Raw genomic sequence first — 16,865 nt, 5'->3', positions numbered from 1 at the left:
CTTAATCTTACTGATGTTTACTATTTGTATTAATCAAGCGGCTTAGAAAATAGGCTGCTTGTATTAAGCAGCCTATTAGGATTAAAGCACTAAGGTACGAATGTCTGACAAGCAGTTATTCAAGTACGTGATAAAGCGAGCACCATCGGCGCCATCAATCACACGGTGATCGTAAGACAGTGATAGCGGCAGCATTAAGCGCGGCTCAAACTCTTTACCATTCCAAACAGGCTTCATATCTGACTTAGACACACCAAGAATGGCAACCTCTGGCGCATTAACGATAGGTGTAAATGCTGTACCACCAATACCGCCTAAGCTTGAGATTGTGAAGCAACCACCCTGCATATCTGCAGCGGTTAGCTTGCCACCACGTGCTTTCTTAGAGATCTCTTTCAGCTCATCAGATAGCTCGTGAATGCCTTTCTTGTTCACATCTTTAAATACTGGAACAACTAGACCGTTTGGCGTATCAACCGCAATACCTACGTTAACGTACTTCTTCAAAATTAAGCTTTCGCCGTCTTCTGACAATGAAGAGTTAAAGGTTGGAAATGCTTCTAGCGCTTTCGCAACAGCCTTCATGATAAACACAAGCGGTGTGATCTTCATGCCAGAGTCTTTCTTCGCTTCGGCAGCATTTTGCGCCTTACGGAAAGCTTCTAGTTCAGTGATATCAGCATCATCCCACTGGGTAACATGCGGGATCTTCACCCAGTTACGGTGTAGATTAGCACCAGAAATCTTCTGAATACGTGATAACGATTTAACTTCTGTTTCACCAAACTTGCTGAAGTCCACTTTTGGCCATGCAAGTAGGTTTAGCTCGCCGCCACCAGCTGCAGTTTTAACTGCGCCAGACTCAACTTGCTTAATAACCGCTTTAATGTAGTTTTGCACGTCTTCTTTCACTACGCGATTCTTACGGCCAGTACCTTTAACGTTAGCTAGGTTAACGCCTAGTTCACGCGCCATACGGCGGATAACTGGAGAAGCATGAGCGTATGCACTGTTTTCAACGAAGTCTTCTTTCGCTGCAGGTGCAGAAGCCTGACTAGCAGGAGCTTGGCTTGCAACAGGAGCTGCAACAGGAGCTGCAACTGGTGCCGCTGGAGCTGCAGCTTGAACTGGAGCAGCAACAGGTGCGCTACCAGCCACTTCAAATGTCATAATCAAAGAGCCAGTCGATACTTTATCGCCTTGAGCCACTTTAATTTCTAACACTTTACCAGCAAACGGTGCAGGCACTTCCATCGCCGCTTTATCACCTTCAACAGAGATAAGCGATTGCTCTTCAGTTACAGTGTCGCCAACTTTAACCATGATTTCAGTCACTTCAACTTCATCACCGCCAATGTCTGGCACGTTAACGTCTTGTACTGATGGTGCCGATGCCACAGCAGCCGGAGCTGCTACTGGCGTTGGAGCCGCTGCAGCAGGAGCTGAGCCAGCAACTTCAAATACCATTACCAAGCTACCAGTAGACACTTTGTCACCTACATTCACTTTGATTTCTTTTAGCACGCCGGCAAATGGTGCAGGCACTTCCATAGAAGCTTTGTCGCCTTCAACACTCATCAGTGATTGCTCTTCAGTAATGCTGTCGCCAACAGTTACTAAGATTTCAGTCACTTCAACTTCGTCGTCACCGATGTCTGGGACGTGAACTTCTTTTAGCTCAGCCGCAGCTGGTGCAGCAGGAGCCGCAACAGGTGCTGACTCAACTGCAACAGGAGTAGATGCTGCGCCTTCAGATTCAAAGATCATAATCAATGAATCGGTAGACACCTTGTCACCTACAACCACTTTGATTTCTTTAACAACACCCGCTTTCGACGCTGGAACTTCCATCGCCGCTTTATCGCCTTCAACAGAGATAAGCGATTGCTCTTCTTCTACCTTGTCGCCAACGCTAACAAGGATCTCTGTTACTTCAACCTCATCCGCACCGATGTCTGGTACATTAATTTCGATTGTCATTTTGTATTGCCTCTTACGCGTATAGCGGGTTTGTCTTGTCAGCGTCGATGTTGAATTTAGCAATTGCAGCTGCAACTACTGACTTTTCAATATCGCCACGTTTAGCGAGTTCATTCAGCGCTGCTACAACAACGTAGCCAGCATTTACTTCAAAGTGACGACGTAGGTTTTCACGGCTGTCTGAACGACCAAAACCGTCAGTACCTAGTACTTTGAATGATTCAGAAGGCATAAATGCACGAACTTGTTCAGCATAGTTCTTCATGTAATCGGTTGCTGCAATAGCTGGTTCAGTGCCCATTACTTGAGTAATGTACGCAGTCTTTTGCTCTGCTTCTGGGTGCAACATGTTGAAACGCTCAACATCTTGACCTTCACGAGTTAGCTCGTTGAATGAAGTCACAGAGTAAACATCAGATGCTACACCGTACTCTTCACTTAGAATTTGAGCCGCTTTACGTACTTCGTTCATGATAGTGCCCGAGCTCATTAACTGAACCTTGTTGCTACCAGTGTACGACTCAAGCTTATAGATACCTTTACGAATACCTTCTTCGCTGCCTTCTGGCATTGCTGGCATTGCGTAGTTTTCGTTCATCAGCGTCAAGTAGTAGAACACGTTCTCTTGGTCACCATACATACGACGGATACCGTCTTGCATGATTACTGCTAACTCGTATGCGAATGTTGGGTCATAAGAGATACAGTTTGGAATCGTGTTCGCTTGAACATGGCTATGGCCATCTTCGTGCTGTAGACCTTCACCGTTTAGCGTTGTACGACCGGCTGTTGCACCTAATAGGAAACCACGTGCTTGCTGATCACCTGCCATCCACGCCATGTCGCCAACACGTTGGAAACCAAACATAGAGTAGTAGATGTAGAATGGGATCATCGGCAAATCGTTAGTGCTGTATGACGTTGCCGCAGCAACCCATGAAGACATAGCACCTAGCTCGTTGATACCTTCTTGCAATACTTGACCAGAAGTCGCTTCTTTATAGTAAGACACAACGCTGCGGTCTTCAGGTGTGTATTCCTGGCCATGCGGGTTGTAAATACCGATTTGACGGAACAGACCTTCCATACCGAAAGTACGTGCTTCGTCAGCAATAATAGGAACGATGTTCTTACCAATGCCTTTGTTCTTTAGCAAGATGTTCAGCGTACGAACAAATGCCATAGTAGTTGAGATTTCACGCTTTTGCTCAACAAGCAAAGAGCTGAACTCATCAACAGCAGGAAGCTCTAGAGCTTCAGTGAAATTAGGCAGACGCTGTGGCGTGTAACCATGAAGCGCATCACGACGAGCGTGTAAGTACTTGTACTCTTCAGAACCTTCTTCCAGCGTTAGGTAAGGTAGTTCAGAGACTTTTTCATCGCTTAGTAAATCTTCTAGACCTAGACGATTACGTAACTGTAGTACGTGCGTCATGTCCATTTTCTTCACGCCGTGAGCAATGTTCTTGCCTTCAGCCGCTTCGCCCATGCCGTAACCTTTAACTGTTTTAGCTAAAATTACCGTTGGCTTGCCTTTGGTTTCTTGTGCATTTTTAAATGCAGCGTATAGCTTAGATGAATCATGACCACCACGCTTAAGCGCGAAGATCTCTGCATCTGTCATATCTGATACAAGGGCAGCAGTCTCAGGGTACTTACCAAAGAAGTGCTCACGTACATAAGCGCCATCTTTTGACTTAAATGTCTGGTAATCACCATCGATAGTTTCATTCATAAGCTGTAGCAGCTTACCAGTGGTATCTTTAGCGATGAGTGAATCCCAGTTGTTACCCCAGATCACTTTAACGACGTTCCAACCTGCGCCTCTAAATAGACCTTCAAGCTCTTGAATGATCTTACCGTTACCCATAACAGGGCCATCTAGACGCTGTAGGTTACAGTTGATAAGGAAACATAGGTTGTCTAGCTTTTCACGTGAAGCGAAAGAGATAGCACCGCGTGATTCTGGCTCGTCCATCTCGCCATCACCTAGGAATGCATATACGCGCTGCGCTGAAGTATCTTTCAAGCCACGGCCATCTAGATACTTAAGGAAACGAGCCTGATAAATAGCAGACATTGGGCCAAGACCCATAGATACCGTAGGGAACTGCCAGAATTCAGGCATTAGCTTAGGATGCGGGTATGAAGGAATACCTTTGCCATCCACTTCTTGACGGAAGTTATCTAACTGCTCAGCAGTTAAACGACCTTCTAAAAATGCGCGTGAGTAGATACCTGGAGAGATATGACCTTGATAGTAAACTAAATCACCACCATCAACTTCGTTTGGTGCACGGAAGAAATGGTTAAAACACATTTCATAAAATGATGCAGCAGATTGGTAAGACGCCATGTGACCGCCAAGATCTAAGTCTTTCTTAGATGCGCGCAGTACGATCATGATCGCGTTCCAACGGATAATTGAACGCAAACGGCGCTCAACTGTAGTATTACCAGGATATGCAGGCTCTTGGCTCGTAGGAATAGTGTTGACGTAGTTGGTCGTAATACCCGTCGCCATATCGACACCATCTAGACGCGCCTTATCAAGTACTTGCTCAAGTAGGTACTGAGCACGCTCAACCCCTTCTTCGCGTACAACTGATTCTAGAGCAGACAACCACTCATTAGTTTCTAGTGGATCGATGTCATTAAGCATATGTTCAGACATTTTGCAGTCCTTTCCTATACGTAATACCTAAGTCACTACTGCAGTGATTAGTGTATTTAAATTTTGAAATATTGGCTGGCAACAGGTGGTTCGCTAAAGAATCGACCTATACACCACTCTTTAATCGACGCAGGCTACGCTGCAATCGGCTGTCTTCTTCCCTTACTGACAGCATCACCTCTTCAATGTAACTTAAGTGTTCATTGGAGGCTTCGCGTGCTGCTTCAGGGTCACGGCGAATAATTGCAGCAAGCAGGGCTCGTCTGTGATCATTAGCCGTAGTAGAGGCTTCTTCGCGTCGGCTTAAAAGCTCTAAGTTTTGTGCCACGTTTTTATGCAGCACAGGAGATAAACTCAATACAAGGTGAAGCATAGCCACGTTATGTGACGCTTCGGCAACCGCGCGGTAAAAGCGCACAATCGCATTAGCTTGATCTTCAATTAAATTAGCTGACTCAACTTCTAAAATCGTACGTTTGATATTTTGCATATCAGCATCGTTACCACGAAGTGCTGCAAAATACGCCATCATGCCTTCAGTAGCATGACGAAACTCGAGTAAGTCGTACTGACTTTCTGAATCTGAATGCATAAGTTCAACAATTGGGTCGGCAAGACTTTGCCAGAGCTGCTCTTTTACATAGGTTCCGCCGCCTTGACGACGCATTAACAAGCCCTTTGCTTCAAGCTTTTGAATCGCTTCACGCAAAGAAGGGCGTGAAACTTCAAATTGCAATGCCAGTTCACGTTCAGGTGGTAGCTTTTGACCAGGCTGAATACTGCCCTCTAAGATCATCTGCTCCAACTGTCCCATAATGACATCGGATATTTTTGGCTGGTTTATTTTGCTATAAGCCATGTGGGCCTCAGCTCCTATTGTAAATTGGTCTTACCAATTTAATTGACTGAGCGCACTTTATCAAATCACACTTTGAATGTCCAGTTAGTGATCTACATCAAATCTATGCGCGATGTGTGAGCATAGCTGATTTTCACCATAATGGGGTCTGACCAATGTGCCAATTTTGAATATGCTGCGCGTTGATAATAATTATTATAAGCAATTAAACATGGAGAGATTTTTGGTAAATGGATAAGAATTAAAAGTGATTAAACGGCCCAACAATTAGCGTTGAACCGTTCAGGAATCAGCCTGACTAGTTTCGTAAAACCAAATTTAGGACTGGCTAATTATTAGCTAATCACAAGCTCGACCGCTGACTAATTAACCACCCCAAAGATGGTCATCAGAGACAAAACTGTAATCAGTAAAATAAAATTACGTTTACTTAATTGCAATAATGCAATTGTTGATTGTAAACAAACTGGTGCAGAAGAAGCTTCCGGCAAAGTTTCTGCCGCAACGGCGACATTTGCAATGATGTCTCTCGTTGCAGATTTAGGGTTAAACGCAAGCGATAACCAAGCAGATATCCCCTGTCTAAAATGGCCACTTAATACATAGCCAAATGCAAACACCCGGCTTGGTAACCAATCGAGTACAAACAGCAAAGTGTCAACCAAAGGCAGATTGACATAATTAGTACGATTTTGCTCACTATAAAAGCGCACCGTACAATAAAGGACTGCGCCCACAGGCCCTAACAGAATCAAGAAAAGTGCAATGGCACCATAATAACGATAGTTAACCCAAGCAACACTTTGGCCTACCTTTTTCCCTAATTCATGCTCATTGACTGACTCTAAATCCTGACCCGGCTCAAGTTGTCTTGCATAATGAAAACATGCCTGCGAATCACCTCTACAAGCAGCTTGGATATAAGATTTAAAAGCTTGTCTTTGGTTATTATGACTAAAGCAAAGTACGGCTATTGCGACCCATAAAGCAACGCTCAGCGCCCCCCAAAAAATACCTGCAGCCAACCAAAGTAACAGGTAAACAATCACCGCAGGTAATATCACGGCTGCTGTCACCTTAAGTAACGAAGATTTTTGCTGCTCATGCATCAATGATTGATGATATCTGGATAACAACACATCAAACTGCCACGCGTTGGGCAATAGTCTGAGTCGTTCCACTAGAATTGCCACTAATAATGCAAACAAAGCCATAAGCTTTCACCCTGAATGTTAACTCGTGAACGCTTAAACCATCAGCTATTGCCGAGTGTTAATAGCGAGTATTCACGGAAATTTACAATGCAGCTTTATAGCGCTGCCAATCAAAACTACTACCTGGGTCTGTTTTACGCCCCGGCGCGATATCACTATGCCCTGTTATTCTAGCGGGCGTAATCAAAGGATAACTAAGCATTAAGCTTTTCGTCAGTTCAACCAACCTTAGATACTGCGCTTCTGAATACGGCAGGTCGTCAGTGCCTTCAAGCTCAATACCGATAGAAAAATCATTGCAAGCTTGTCGATTATCATATTGTGATACACCAGCATGCCATGCTCTATCATCGCAAGACACGTACTGAACCAATTCACCATCACGTCTTATAAGAAAATGCGCTGAAACCTCTAATCCCTGCAACTCTTTAAAGCTGTTATCGGCCTCTATATCAAGTTTGCCTAAAAATAGCTGCTCAATATAAGGCAGACCAAAACATCCTGCTGGTAAGCTTATATTATGGATCACCAACAAACTGACTTCTTTAAATGGTCTCTGATTAAAATGCGGCGATAAGCAATGCCTCGCCTGAGTCACCCAGCCATCGAGTAAAGTTAATCCCAAAGTAGCGTCTCAACAATATAGCAATTAAATTTACTTTAGCAGTTTTAACTCTATGAATATAGCAGCAGTTTTAACAATTAAACCTATAGAAAAGCCCGCGAATACGACTCATAGCGCAATATATTGCTAGCTTCCTCCCTAAAGCTTTATGTTAAGATTACTCCACTATTAAAGCGTGCCCACTATATAACCTAAGTAACGATCTAGTTATAAGCCTGTAAGGACGACTACCATGCTTGAAAATGACATTCGACTCGCTGTAAAAGCCGCTTTGGATGAAGATTTAGGTCACCAAGATCCCAATAGCAGTCTATCTCTAAGCCAGAGATTTGATGCAGATATCACAGCCATGCTTATCCCAGCAGAAAAAATTGCCCAAGCCAGCTTAATCACTCGAGAGGAAGGCGTGTTTTGTGGCAAAGCTTGGGCTGAACAAGTTTTCAATCAATTAGGCGGCGAGGTTGCACTGCATTGGCATGTCGATGATGGCGATCTTGTTGTACCTAATCAATTATTGTGTGAATTAGAAGGGCCTGCGCGCGCCATTTTGACCGGCGAGCGCACCGCGATGAACTTCATTCAAACGCTTTCTGGTGTTGCGAGTCTAACCAAACGCTATGTCGATAAGTTATCAGGCACTCACACGCGCTTGCTTGATACGCGTAAAACGATTCCAGGATTACGTACAGCGCAAAAGTATGCAGTAACATGTGGCGGCGGGCAAAATCATCGCATCGGTCTTTTCGATGCTTTCTTGATCAAAGAAAACCATATTATGGCTTGCGGCAGCATAGACAAAGCCGTTAAAGCTGCTAGAAAGCTGCACGCAGACAAACCGGTAGAGGTTGAAGTCGAAAGTATTGATGAGTTAACTCAAGCACTTGATGCACAATCAGATATTGTGATGCTAGATAACTTTGACGTAACCATGATGCTAGAAGCGGTTGAGCTCAATAATCGTTACAAAGCAAAGGGCCTAGGTGTAAAGCTTGAAGTGTCTGGTGATGTCACTATTGATACCATTAGTAATTTTGCCAAAACCGGCGTTGATTACATCTCTGTTGGTGCGCTAACAAAGCACGTGCGCGCGTTAGATTTATCATTAAGACTCAAATAAGATTTAGCGGCAGATAGTTATTAAAAACCTACTATCTGCCATTATAACTAACAGAGTAAACCAGGTGATAAGCACGCCTAATTGATGATTCTGTTATTAAAAGATGTAGCGGCTTTTCCTGCTAAAAAAACTAAAAATTTAGAACTGCCTCTTTAAAAAAATTCCGTTTAAATCTCGTTAATTTCATAAATGCAAATGAGAAAATATACTTCTTATTTATGCTCAAAAGCTCCTTTTACACAAAATCTAATCGCAACAACGATCACCTTTGACACACAACAAAAATATGACGCAAACAAGATAAGTGTCAAAAAACCACCAAACAAACACCAAGAAAACCAACCGAACACACAAAAACAACCACATTTACAACAAAATAACGCTTTAATTACATTCAACTATTCCAATTCACCAAACTTTGTACTAACTTGGACCTATACCGAGTTTGATACTCGGTTTTAATGATTAATAGCAGGTAAGAAGCTTAGTTTTTACGTAATTTAGCTTAGTCTTTTTCTCAAGCTCGAATAGCGAGAACACTTGAACAAAATAGTACCTAAGCTCTGTTACATTTTTGCTAAGCAGTTATCGCTTTTGATTTGATTACGAGTAAAAAATGTATGCCTAGTCGTCGTGCTATAGAAAGCCATAGTCAGTTTGGATACAACGACAAGCGAACGCAGGAGCACCGAGCAGATTGAGGCATGCCCGCACTGAATAATGATTTTACATCTGTGCTAACCTAATTCGACGCTAAGCAAGCCCGTGCTTTAGGCAAGCTTACAAGGTACTGGTTAACCATTATTGATTAAATCAATAATTCTAAGCTTTCTAACGGAGATAGACATGAACGCAATGATGAATAGAGCAAAAATGAATAACACTAAGGGTTTCACCCTAATTGAATTGATGATCGTAGTGGCGATTATCGGTATTTTGGCTGCAATTGCATTGCCAGCTTACCAAGATTTTACTAAAAGAGGTCATGTTTCAGAAGGTATGGGTCTTGCTTCTGCGGCTAAAGCTTCTGTAGTCGAGTATTATGCTGCTGCTGGCGCTACTACAGGTATGGATAATACTAAAGTAGGTTTAGCTGCAGCAACCGCAATTAATGGTAACGCGGTTAAAAGTGTAACGGTTGGAGATGCTGGTGCAATTACAGTAGTGTTCAATACAAAAGTAAAGGATGACGCTACATTGATTCTAGTGCCAGCTTACAATGCCACTAACGGCAGTGTTACATGGACTTGTAACACCGGTGATTTAGAAGACAAGTACTTACCACCTAGCTGTCGCTAGATATTTATAACCTAACCAAACTCTATAACAGTTTGGTTAGGTTTAAATACCTGACTTAAATTAATTCATGACAAGCATGGGGTTACATCTTGGTCTAACTGCACTATTTATTCGCAAAGGCTTGCTTAGCGAAGAGCAGATTACATCTACAATTTCGGATTCCCGCAAGCGAAAAACTTCCTTTGTCAGCACTATCATTCATAACAAACTGTTGTCTGCAAGAGACGTAGCCGAGATATGTTACGAGGAATATGGCACCCCTCTGCTAGCTTTGAACGAATTTGATATTAGTTCAATCCCTGAAGATTTCCTCAATAAAAAATTAATAGAGAAACATAGATGTATACCATTATATAAACGTGGTAATCGTCTTTACATCGCCACATCAGATCCGACTAATATCAGCGCGTTAGAAGACTTTCAGTTTAGCGCGGGCTTGCACACAGAAGCTATTTTAGTTGAAGACGATAAGCTAAATACTGCTCTTGAATCTGTTTTGGAAGATGACATTAGCAGTCTAGATTTAAGCGCAATAGACGAAGAAGCATTAGCAGCAATAGAAGTCGCAGATTCTGATAAAAATGACGAAGATCAAAGCGGTGACAAAAAAGATGACGCCCCTATCGTTATCTATATCAATAAAATTCTTACTGATGCGATTCGTAAAGGTGCGTCAGACCTGCATTTTGAACCCTATGAGAAACGCTACCGTATTCGCTTTCGCATCGATGGTATTTTACACGAAGTATCAGAACCACCAGTAAACCTTTCCGGTCGCATTTCTGCACGCTTAAAAGTCATGTCAAAGCTCGATATAGCCGAGCGACGGGTACCGCAAGATGGTCGTATAAAAATGCGCTTATCACGTACAAAGTCCATCGATTTTCGTGTGAGTACCTTACCGACAATTTGGGGTGAAAAGATTGTAATGCGGATCTTGGACTCTTCGTCTGCTCAACTTGGTATTGAAAAGCTCGGCTACGAAGACGACCAACGTTTATTATATGAAGAGATGCTTGCAAAACCGCAAGGGATGATTTTAGTAACAGGTCCTACCGGCTCAGGTAAAACAGTATCGCTATATACAGGTCTAAATATCCTTAATACTGAAGCACGCAACATCTCGACTGCAGAAGATCCGGTTGAAATTAACCTAGAAGGCGTTAATCAAGTCCATATCAACCTAAAAGCGGGCTTAACATTCGCCTCAGCACTGCGCTCATTTTTACGTCAAGATCCTGATGTGGTGATGGTTGGTGAGATCCGTGACTTAGAAACCGCCGAAATAGCAATTAAAGCTGCGCAAACAGGTCACTTGGTACTATCAACGTTACACACCAATTCGGCAGCAGAAACCCTGACTCGCTTAATCAACATGGGCGTCCCAGGCTATAACATTGCCAGTTCAGTAAACCTGATTATTGCTCAGCGCCTATCAAGGCGCCTATGTCCAAACTGTAAAGAGCCAGAAGATATACCTAACGCTGGATTACTAGGCTTTGGCTTTAGCCAGCAACAAGTCGATGCAGGAATAACGGCCTTTAAGCCCACAGGTTGCGACCAATGCTCCGGTGGCTATAAAGGTCGTGTCGGTATTTACGAAGTAATGAAAATGTCTGATGAAATTGCCCGCACAATTATGGAAGGTGGTAATTCGTTACAGATTCTTCAACAAGCAAAACGTCAAGGCATGCGAGACCTCAGAGATTCAGGGTTATTAAAGGTTATTCAAGGTGTTACCAGTATTACCGAGATAAATAGGGTAACTAGCTATTAATATTTAGCCACTTTTAAGACATAAATATATGTAATCAAAGGCGAAGCCTTATAACTCTAAAATAAAAAGGACTAAGATGGCGATTGCAACCAAAAGCTCAAAACATTCCAGGGAAAGGAAAAAGAGCCAAAAATCACAGCCAAAAATAATTAACTATACATGGAGCGGCACTAACCGCGACGGTATTAAAACATCAGGTGAACTCAGGGGCGCCTCTAGTGCTGAAATTCGCGCTCAGTTAAAAGCTCAAGGTGTTATCCCAAAGGCTGTTAGAAAAAAATCGCCACCGCTTTTCAAGTCAGAAAAAAAAATAAAGCCGATGGATATCGCGATGATCACCCGCCAGATCGCGACAATGTTAGCAGCAGGAGTGCCAGTAGTTACGACACTTGAACTACTCAGCAAAGGTCATGAAAAACCTAAAATGCGCGAACTATTAGCTAATATAGTTAATGATGTTCAATCAGGTATTCCATTATCAGACTCATTGAGACCACATAGGCAATACTTTGACGACCTTTATGTCGATTTAGTTGCCGCTGGAGAACACTCTGGTTCGCTTGATGCGGTTTTCGACCGAATTGCAACTTATAGAGAAAAATCCGAAGCACTTAAGTCAAAAATTAAAAAAGCCATGTTTTACCCTGCCGCCGTTATGGTCGTAGCCGTGTTAGTCACCGCCTTACTACTTCTGTTTGTTGTACCGCAATTTGAAGACATTTTTAATGGATTTGGTGCTGAACTCCCAGCCTTTACACAGTTAATCATCAATATTTCTCGCTGGCTACAAGCTTCTTGGTACTTCTTTGTTATAGGGATTTTTGTTGCTGTTTGGTCCTTTAAACGCGCGCACCTAAAATCTCAAACATTTAGAGACAGAGTGGATGAATTTGTATTAAAGATTCCTGCAATTGGTGACATCCTGCATAAAGGTGCTATGGCACGTTTTGCAAGAACGCTAGCAACGACCTTCGCCGCAGGTGTGCCTTTAATAGACGGTTTGGAATCCGCAGCTGGCGCTTCAGGTAACGCTGTTTATCGCAAGGCTATTCTAAAGATTAGAACCGAAGTGATGTCAGGCATGCAGATGAATGTTGCTATGCGTACAACAGGTCTATTCCCAGACATGCTCATTCAAATGGTCATGATCGGTGAAGAGTCTGGCTCATTGGATAACATGCTAAACAAAGTCGCCAATATTTACGAAATGCAAGTTGATGATGCTGTAGACGGCTTATCGAGCTTAATAGAGCCTATAATGATGGTTGTGATTGGTGGTGTTGTAGGTAGCCTTATTGTCGGTATGTATCTGCCTATTTTTGAAATGGGTAATGTAGTAGGATAACGCGCGGCTACATCTGTTGATACAGAAATGGTGTAGTAGATAGCGCCTCTAAAATTGATAATTTAAGAATAATAATGACTGAACTAATAGCTGTTTTTAGCCAACACTCTTGGCTTTTTATTTCACTAAGTTTCATATTTGCAGCCGTAATAGGTAGCTTTCTAAACGTCGTGATTCATCGCATGCCAATAATGATGAAACGCGAGTGGCAGCATGAGTGTAACCATTATCTAAGTGAATATAAGCAAGAGACTTTTAATGCTAACAAAAAGCAACTAGAAGCCCCTATTGACGCATTTCCCGAAAAATATAATCTGGTTATTCCGGGCTCTGCCTGCCCAAAATGCAAGGCGAATATTAAGCCAATACACAACCTACCTATTTTAGGTTGGCTAATGCTCAGGGGGAAATGCGCATCCTGCAGTAACCCAATCTCTGCTCGCTATCCTATATTTGAGCTTATTACAGGCTTACTCGTCGCCTTTCTCGCCTGGCACTTTGGTCCGACGATTGAATTTGCAATGACCTCTATACTGACCTTTTGTCTTGTAGCGCTGACCGGCATTGATTTAGATGAAATGTTATTGCCCGATCAAATCACCCTTCCCTTATTGTGGCTCGGTCTTATCATCAACTTAAATGACACCTTTGCTAGCACATCCGATGCCCTAATTGGTGCAGCTGCAGGCTATATGAGTTTGTGGTGTATTTTTTGGGCCTTTAAGCTATTAACAGGCAAAGATGGAATGGGCTATGGCGATTTCAAACTGCTTGCTGTTTTTGGCGCCTGGTTTGGTTGGCAAGTGTTACCTTTAGTTATACTGCTGTCATCATTGGTCGGCGCCGTTGTGGGAGTTACTCTTATTGTCTTTAAGAAACTAAACCAAGGTAATCCTATTCCATTTGGACCTTATATCGCTGCTGCAGGCTGGATAGCCATGATATGGGGTGAAAACATTACTAATTGGTACCTTTCAACCTTATAAGAATTTCAGGGACTTAAACTATGGCTGATTACATCATCGGTCTCACTGGTGGCATTGGCAGCGGTAAAACAACCGTTGCCAATATATTTGCCAATATGGGCATAGTCTTAGTTGATGCAGATATCGTTGCCAGAGAAGTTGTATCTAAAGGCTCTGAAGGATTAAAACGAATAACCACCCATTTGGGCACGATAATTCTATTAGAAGACGGCAACCTCAATCGTAGCAAGTTAAGACAAATTATATTCGACGACGACAAAGAAAGACTTTGGTTAAACGCTCTGCTGCATCCGATGATCAGAACATCGATGCTGCAGCAGTGTAAAGACGCACAATCAAATTATGTAATTATGGTCGCGCCCTTGCTATTTGAGAACGGGTTAGATAGGTTAGTAAATCGAACACTTTTGGTGGATATTTCACCTGAGTTGCAAAAGCAAAGAACGGTAACTAGGGACGCTGTTACCGCTCAGCATGTAGAAAATATAATAGGTAGTCAGGCTTCACGAGCCGAGAAACTATCAAAAGCTGATGATGTCATAGACAACCAAGGAGAGATATCAGCGTTAAAGTGCAAGGTAGAAGCACTACATAACCTTTATTTAAAATTATCCAGTAAACCTGAATAAAATCATGACAGAATTGATCTATGAACAGCCTTTAAATGAAAAAACTCGTAGTTATTTGCGCCTTGAGTATTTGGCGCAGCAATTACAGGCAAACCTAGATCATGACCATCAACATCGTTGCTTTGATCCACTTTTCTCTCTATGCGAATTAACGGAACGCTGCGATTATCGCGGCGAAGTGTTAAAAGACATAGACAGACAACTATTTGCCCTATCCAAATGGCAGTCTTTACCCACCATAGACGATCAACAACTCTCCCTGTACATTGCTAAATTGAGCGCTGCAAGGGATATACTGATAGCAGCTCAACGCCCCGGCCATGAACTGAAACAAAATCGCTTTCTGACAGCTTTAAGACAGCGCTTTAATATGCCGGGGGCAAGCTGTAATTTTGATCTACCACAATTGCACTATTGGTTATCTAAGCCTTGGAGTGTCCGCCAAGAAGAGTACCAAGATTGGATGAGCCATTTTGCAAGCTTGTTGTCGCCTGTGAACCTACTATTAGAGCTAACTAGACAAACTACAAGCTACCAAATTAAACATGCAAACGGTGGTTTTTACCAAGGTACTAGCGAACAACCACTATCGCTAATTAGAGTAAAACTCGCTGCTGAACAAGGTTGTTACCCAACCATCAGTGGCCACAGAAACCGTTATGCTATCCATTTTGTCCGATTTGATGAACAGAAGCATTCAGATCAAGCAATTGAATTCGAGTTGGCAACCTGCAACTAAACCCTTTAAAATTCATTATATGAATTTTCAAAAGTCAGCTCTTCTATACTGACAAGGTCTACTATGTCTTTAACTGTAAAATGCCCAACTTGCCAAACTAGCGTAACCTGGGATGCTGAGTCAAAATTTAAACCTTTTTGTAGCGATCGTTGTAAGCTTATCGACTTAGGTGATTGGGCTTCAGAAAAACATGCTATCCCAGTAAAGCCTGAGTTTGATCCAGAAATGTTAGACCAGCTAGGCTATGATGAAGCAGACTTCTTTGTAGATGGTCCATCGGATGACGGGAAGCATTAATGAGTAAAGTAGTACATGTTGCTGTAGGCGTTATTCAAGATCCTCATAACAGAATCCTGCTCGCTAAGCGTCCACAAGAGCTACACCAAGGTGGTAAATGGGAGTTTCCTGGTGGTAAGGTTGAAAAACTAGAATCAACCGCTGAAGCACTAATTAGAGAGCTCAAAGAAGAAGTCGATTTAGATGTTCTTGACACGGAGCCCTTGATGGAGATTCATCATGACTATGGCGATAAAAAAGTATTCCTAGATATCCACTGGGTAACCAATTTCAAGGGCGATGCAAAGGGCTTAGAAGGCCAAGAAATCTGTTGGGTAGCAAAAGAACAACTTACTCAATATGAATTTCCTGAAGCGAATAAAGCTATCTTAGAAAAGATCCTTAGTTAGTTTCAACGATTACAAATTACAGATTTAAAAAGCCCGCCACAAAAGCGGGCTTTTTTGCGTTTGGCGCCTGGAAATGACCTACGACCACATGGATGTGGGAAGTGTCGATTATGCACGACTATATGGATATAGGAGGTAGAGTAACGCAGGAGCAGTTACCGAGGAGCATATAATCGTCCTCGGCTCGCGTAGCTAACACATGGATCTGAAAGCAAGGTGCTTTGAGTACCTGTTGAATGTTGAGAACTGATGACAGCAAAGGATAACGAAGTGCTATTTCTTAGATAGGTGTTCATCTATAAAAAGCAGAATTTGCACAAATTCCAGACGTAAAAAAGCCCGCTACATCGTAGCGGGCTTTCTCGCTTCTCTTTCGAGAATGATTAGGCGCCTGGAAATGGCCAGCTTCGAGCAAGCTCTCCGCGTTCACCCCATGCATCAAACTTCGTTTGATAAGCACAAGGGCTTCCCCCTACTCCACATGGTTACTGAAGCTCACTGCGTTCGGGCTTTTTATTTCCCCATGTTCGTTCGGTCATCTTTCCAGACAATAACGAAAAAAGCCCGTTGCATTAGCAACGGGCTTTCTCGTTATTTGGCGCCTGGAAATGACCTACTCTCACATGGGGAGACCCCACACTACCATCGGCGATATTGCGTTTCACTTCTGAGTTCGGAATGGATTCAGGTGGTGCCACAACTCTATGGTTTCCAGACAAATTGGGTAAATTCGAAAAGCTGGACTCGCGATGCAAGTCTTAAAAATTGGGTTCACACTACATTAAGTGTCACTCTTTTCAGAGTAAGTTCTAATTTTGTCTTTAGAAACATTAGTTTCTCATACAAAACCCATCAGGGTTGTATGGTTAAGCCTCACGAGTCATTAGTACAAGTTAGCTCAACGCCTCACAACGCTTACACACCTTGCCTATCAA

14 protein-coding genes and 1 rRNA gene are annotated in these 16,865 nt (G+C 42.7%); 9 read left to right on the top strand and 6 right to left on the bottom strand.

The features are described from left to right. Positions 1 to 81: 81 nt before the first annotated feature. The 5 genes from aceF to ampD form a co-directional block, all read right to left on the bottom strand. Positions 82 to 1,980 (bottom strand): pyruvate dehydrogenase complex dihydrolipoyllysine-residue acetyltransferase, encoded by a 1,899-nt coding sequence (aceF, locus tag L2748_RS04225; protein WP_220782793.1) that lies wholly within the window; start codon positions 1,978 to 1,980, stop codon positions 82 to 84. A gap of 13 nt (positions 1,981 to 1,993) precedes the next feature. Further along, complete coding sequence (gene aceE, locus L2748_RS04220; protein ID WP_220782794.1) at positions 1,994 to 4,654, bottom strand: pyruvate dehydrogenase (acetyl-transferring), homodimeric type; 2,661 nt, start codon at positions 4,652 to 4,654, stop codon at positions 1,994 to 1,996. 106 nt (positions 4,655 to 4,760) lie between these two features. After that, on the bottom strand, positions 4,761 to 5,513 hold the full coding sequence (gene pdhR, locus L2748_RS04215) for a pyruvate dehydrogenase complex transcriptional repressor PdhR (protein ID WP_012153684.1): 753 nt from the start codon (positions 5,511 to 5,513) through the stop codon (positions 4,761 to 4,763). Positions 5,514 to 5,875: 362 nt separating this feature from the next. Continuing rightward, a complete protein-coding gene (ampE, locus tag L2748_RS04210; protein WP_220782795.1) occupies positions 5,876 to 6,727 on the bottom strand; it encodes a beta-lactamase regulator AmpE in 852 nt (283 codons plus the stop codon). An 82-nt stretch (positions 6,728 to 6,809) separates the two neighbouring features. Then, positions 6,810 to 7,352, bottom strand: a complete 543-nt coding sequence (gene ampD / locus L2748_RS04205; RefSeq protein WP_220782796.1) for a 1,6-anhydro-N-acetylmuramyl-L-alanine amidase AmpD — start codon at positions 7,350 to 7,352, stop codon at positions 6,810 to 6,812. 232 nt (positions 7,353 to 7,584) lie between these two features. Between ampD and nadC the strand changes: the two genes are divergently transcribed. The 9 genes from nadC (at position 7,585) to mutT (ending at position 15,930) form a co-directional block, all read left to right on the top strand. Beyond that, positions 7,585 to 8,469, top strand: coding sequence for a carboxylating nicotinate-nucleotide diphosphorylase (gene nadC, locus L2748_RS04200; protein WP_220782797.1), 885 nt, complete (start codon positions 7,585 to 7,587; stop codon positions 8,467 to 8,469). Positions 8,470 to 9,342: 873 nt separating this feature from the next. Beyond that, complete coding sequence (locus tag L2748_RS04190; RefSeq protein ID WP_220782798.1) at positions 9,343 to 9,768, top strand: pilin; 426 nt, start codon at positions 9,343 to 9,345, stop codon at positions 9,766 to 9,768. 67 nt (positions 9,769 to 9,835) lie between these two features. After that, a complete protein-coding gene (gene pilB / locus L2748_RS04185; protein ID WP_220782799.1) occupies positions 9,836 to 11,545 on the top strand; it encodes a type IV-A pilus assembly ATPase PilB in 1,710 nt (569 codons plus the stop codon). 76 nt (positions 11,546 to 11,621) lie between these two features. Further along, a complete protein-coding gene (locus tag L2748_RS04180; RefSeq protein WP_220782800.1) occupies positions 11,622 to 12,890 on the top strand; it encodes a type II secretion system F family protein in 1,269 nt (422 codons plus the stop codon). A gap of 74 nt (positions 12,891 to 12,964) precedes the next feature. Next, on the top strand, positions 12,965 to 13,876 hold the full coding sequence (locus L2748_RS04175; RefSeq protein ID WP_220782801.1) for a prepilin peptidase: 912 nt from the start codon (positions 12,965 to 12,967) through the stop codon (positions 13,874 to 13,876). Positions 13,877 to 13,896: 20 nt separating this feature from the next. Beyond that, entirely contained in the window at positions 13,897 to 14,505 is a 609-nt protein-coding gene (coaE, locus tag L2748_RS04170) for a dephospho-CoA kinase (protein ID WP_220782802.1), read from the top strand. Between the two features lie 4 nt (positions 14,506 to 14,509). Beyond that, positions 14,510 to 15,244 (top strand): cell division protein ZapD, encoded by a 735-nt coding sequence (gene zapD / locus L2748_RS04165; RefSeq protein WP_220782803.1) that lies wholly within the window; start codon positions 14,510 to 14,512, stop codon positions 15,242 to 15,244. 63 nt (positions 15,245 to 15,307) lie between these two features. Beyond that, complete coding sequence (gene yacG / locus L2748_RS04160) at positions 15,308 to 15,541, top strand: DNA gyrase inhibitor YacG (protein ID WP_220782804.1); 234 nt, start codon at positions 15,308 to 15,310, stop codon at positions 15,539 to 15,541. Continuing rightward, positions 15,541 to 15,930 (top strand): 8-oxo-dGTP diphosphatase MutT, encoded by a 390-nt coding sequence (mutT, locus tag L2748_RS04155; RefSeq protein ID WP_220782805.1) that lies wholly within the window; start codon positions 15,541 to 15,543, stop codon positions 15,928 to 15,930. Before yacG ends, mutT begins: the two co-directional genes overlap by 1 nt. Before the next feature lie 600 nt (positions 15,931 to 16,530). Here the strand turns inward: mutT and rrf are convergent. Next, positions 16,531 to 16,646: ribosomal RNA gene (gene rrf, locus L2748_RS04150) — 5S ribosomal RNA — on the bottom strand. Positions 16,647 to 16,865 lie beyond the last annotated feature (219 nt).

It is taken from the genome of Shewanella sairae, from assembly GCF_023283535.1.
In the GTDB taxonomy this organism is placed as follows: Bacteria; Pseudomonadota; Gammaproteobacteria; order Enterobacterales; family Shewanellaceae; genus Shewanella; species Shewanella sairae.
The sequence above is the reverse complement of the archived record's forward strand: the minus strand, read 5'-3'. Positions and strand labels throughout refer to the sequence as shown.

Coding starts and splice junctions, on each gene's coding strand:
- aceF (WP_220782793.1), bottom strand. CDS start 1,980: ATGACAATCGAAATTAATGTACCAGACATCGGTGCGGATGAGGTTGAA.
- aceE (WP_220782794.1), bottom strand. CDS start 4,654: ATGTCTGAACATATGCTTAATGACATCGATCCACTAGAAACTAATGAG.
- pdhR (WP_012153684.1), bottom strand. CDS start 5,513: ATGGCTTATAGCAAAATAAACCAGCCAAAAATATCCGATGTCATTATG.
- ampE (WP_220782795.1), bottom strand. CDS start 6,727: ATGGCTTTGTTTGCATTATTAGTGGCAATTCTAGTGGAACGACTCAGA.
- nadC (WP_220782797.1), top strand. CDS start 7,585: ATGCTTGAAAATGACATTCGACTCGCTGTAAAAGCCGCTTTGGATGAA.
- L2748_RS04190 (WP_220782798.1), top strand. CDS start 9,343: ATGAATAACACTAAGGGTTTCACCCTAATTGAATTGATGATCGTAGTG.
- pilB (WP_220782799.1), top strand. CDS start 9,836: ATGACAAGCATGGGGTTACATCTTGGTCTAACTGCACTATTTATTCGC.
- L2748_RS04180 (WP_220782800.1), top strand. CDS start 11,622: ATGGCGATTGCAACCAAAAGCTCAAAACATTCCAGGGAAAGGAAAAAG.
- L2748_RS04175 (WP_220782801.1), top strand. CDS start 12,965: ATGACTGAACTAATAGCTGTTTTTAGCCAACACTCTTGGCTTTTTATT.
- coaE (WP_220782802.1), top strand. CDS start 13,897: ATGGCTGATTACATCATCGGTCTCACTGGTGGCATTGGCAGCGGTAAA.
- zapD (WP_220782803.1), top strand. CDS start 14,510: ATGACAGAATTGATCTATGAACAGCCTTTAAATGAAAAAACTCGTAGT.
- yacG (WP_220782804.1), top strand. CDS start 15,308: ATGTCTTTAACTGTAAAATGCCCAACTTGCCAAACTAGCGTAACCTGG.
- mutT (WP_220782805.1), top strand. CDS start 15,541: ATGAGTAAAGTAGTACATGTTGCTGTAGGCGTTATTCAAGATCCTCAT.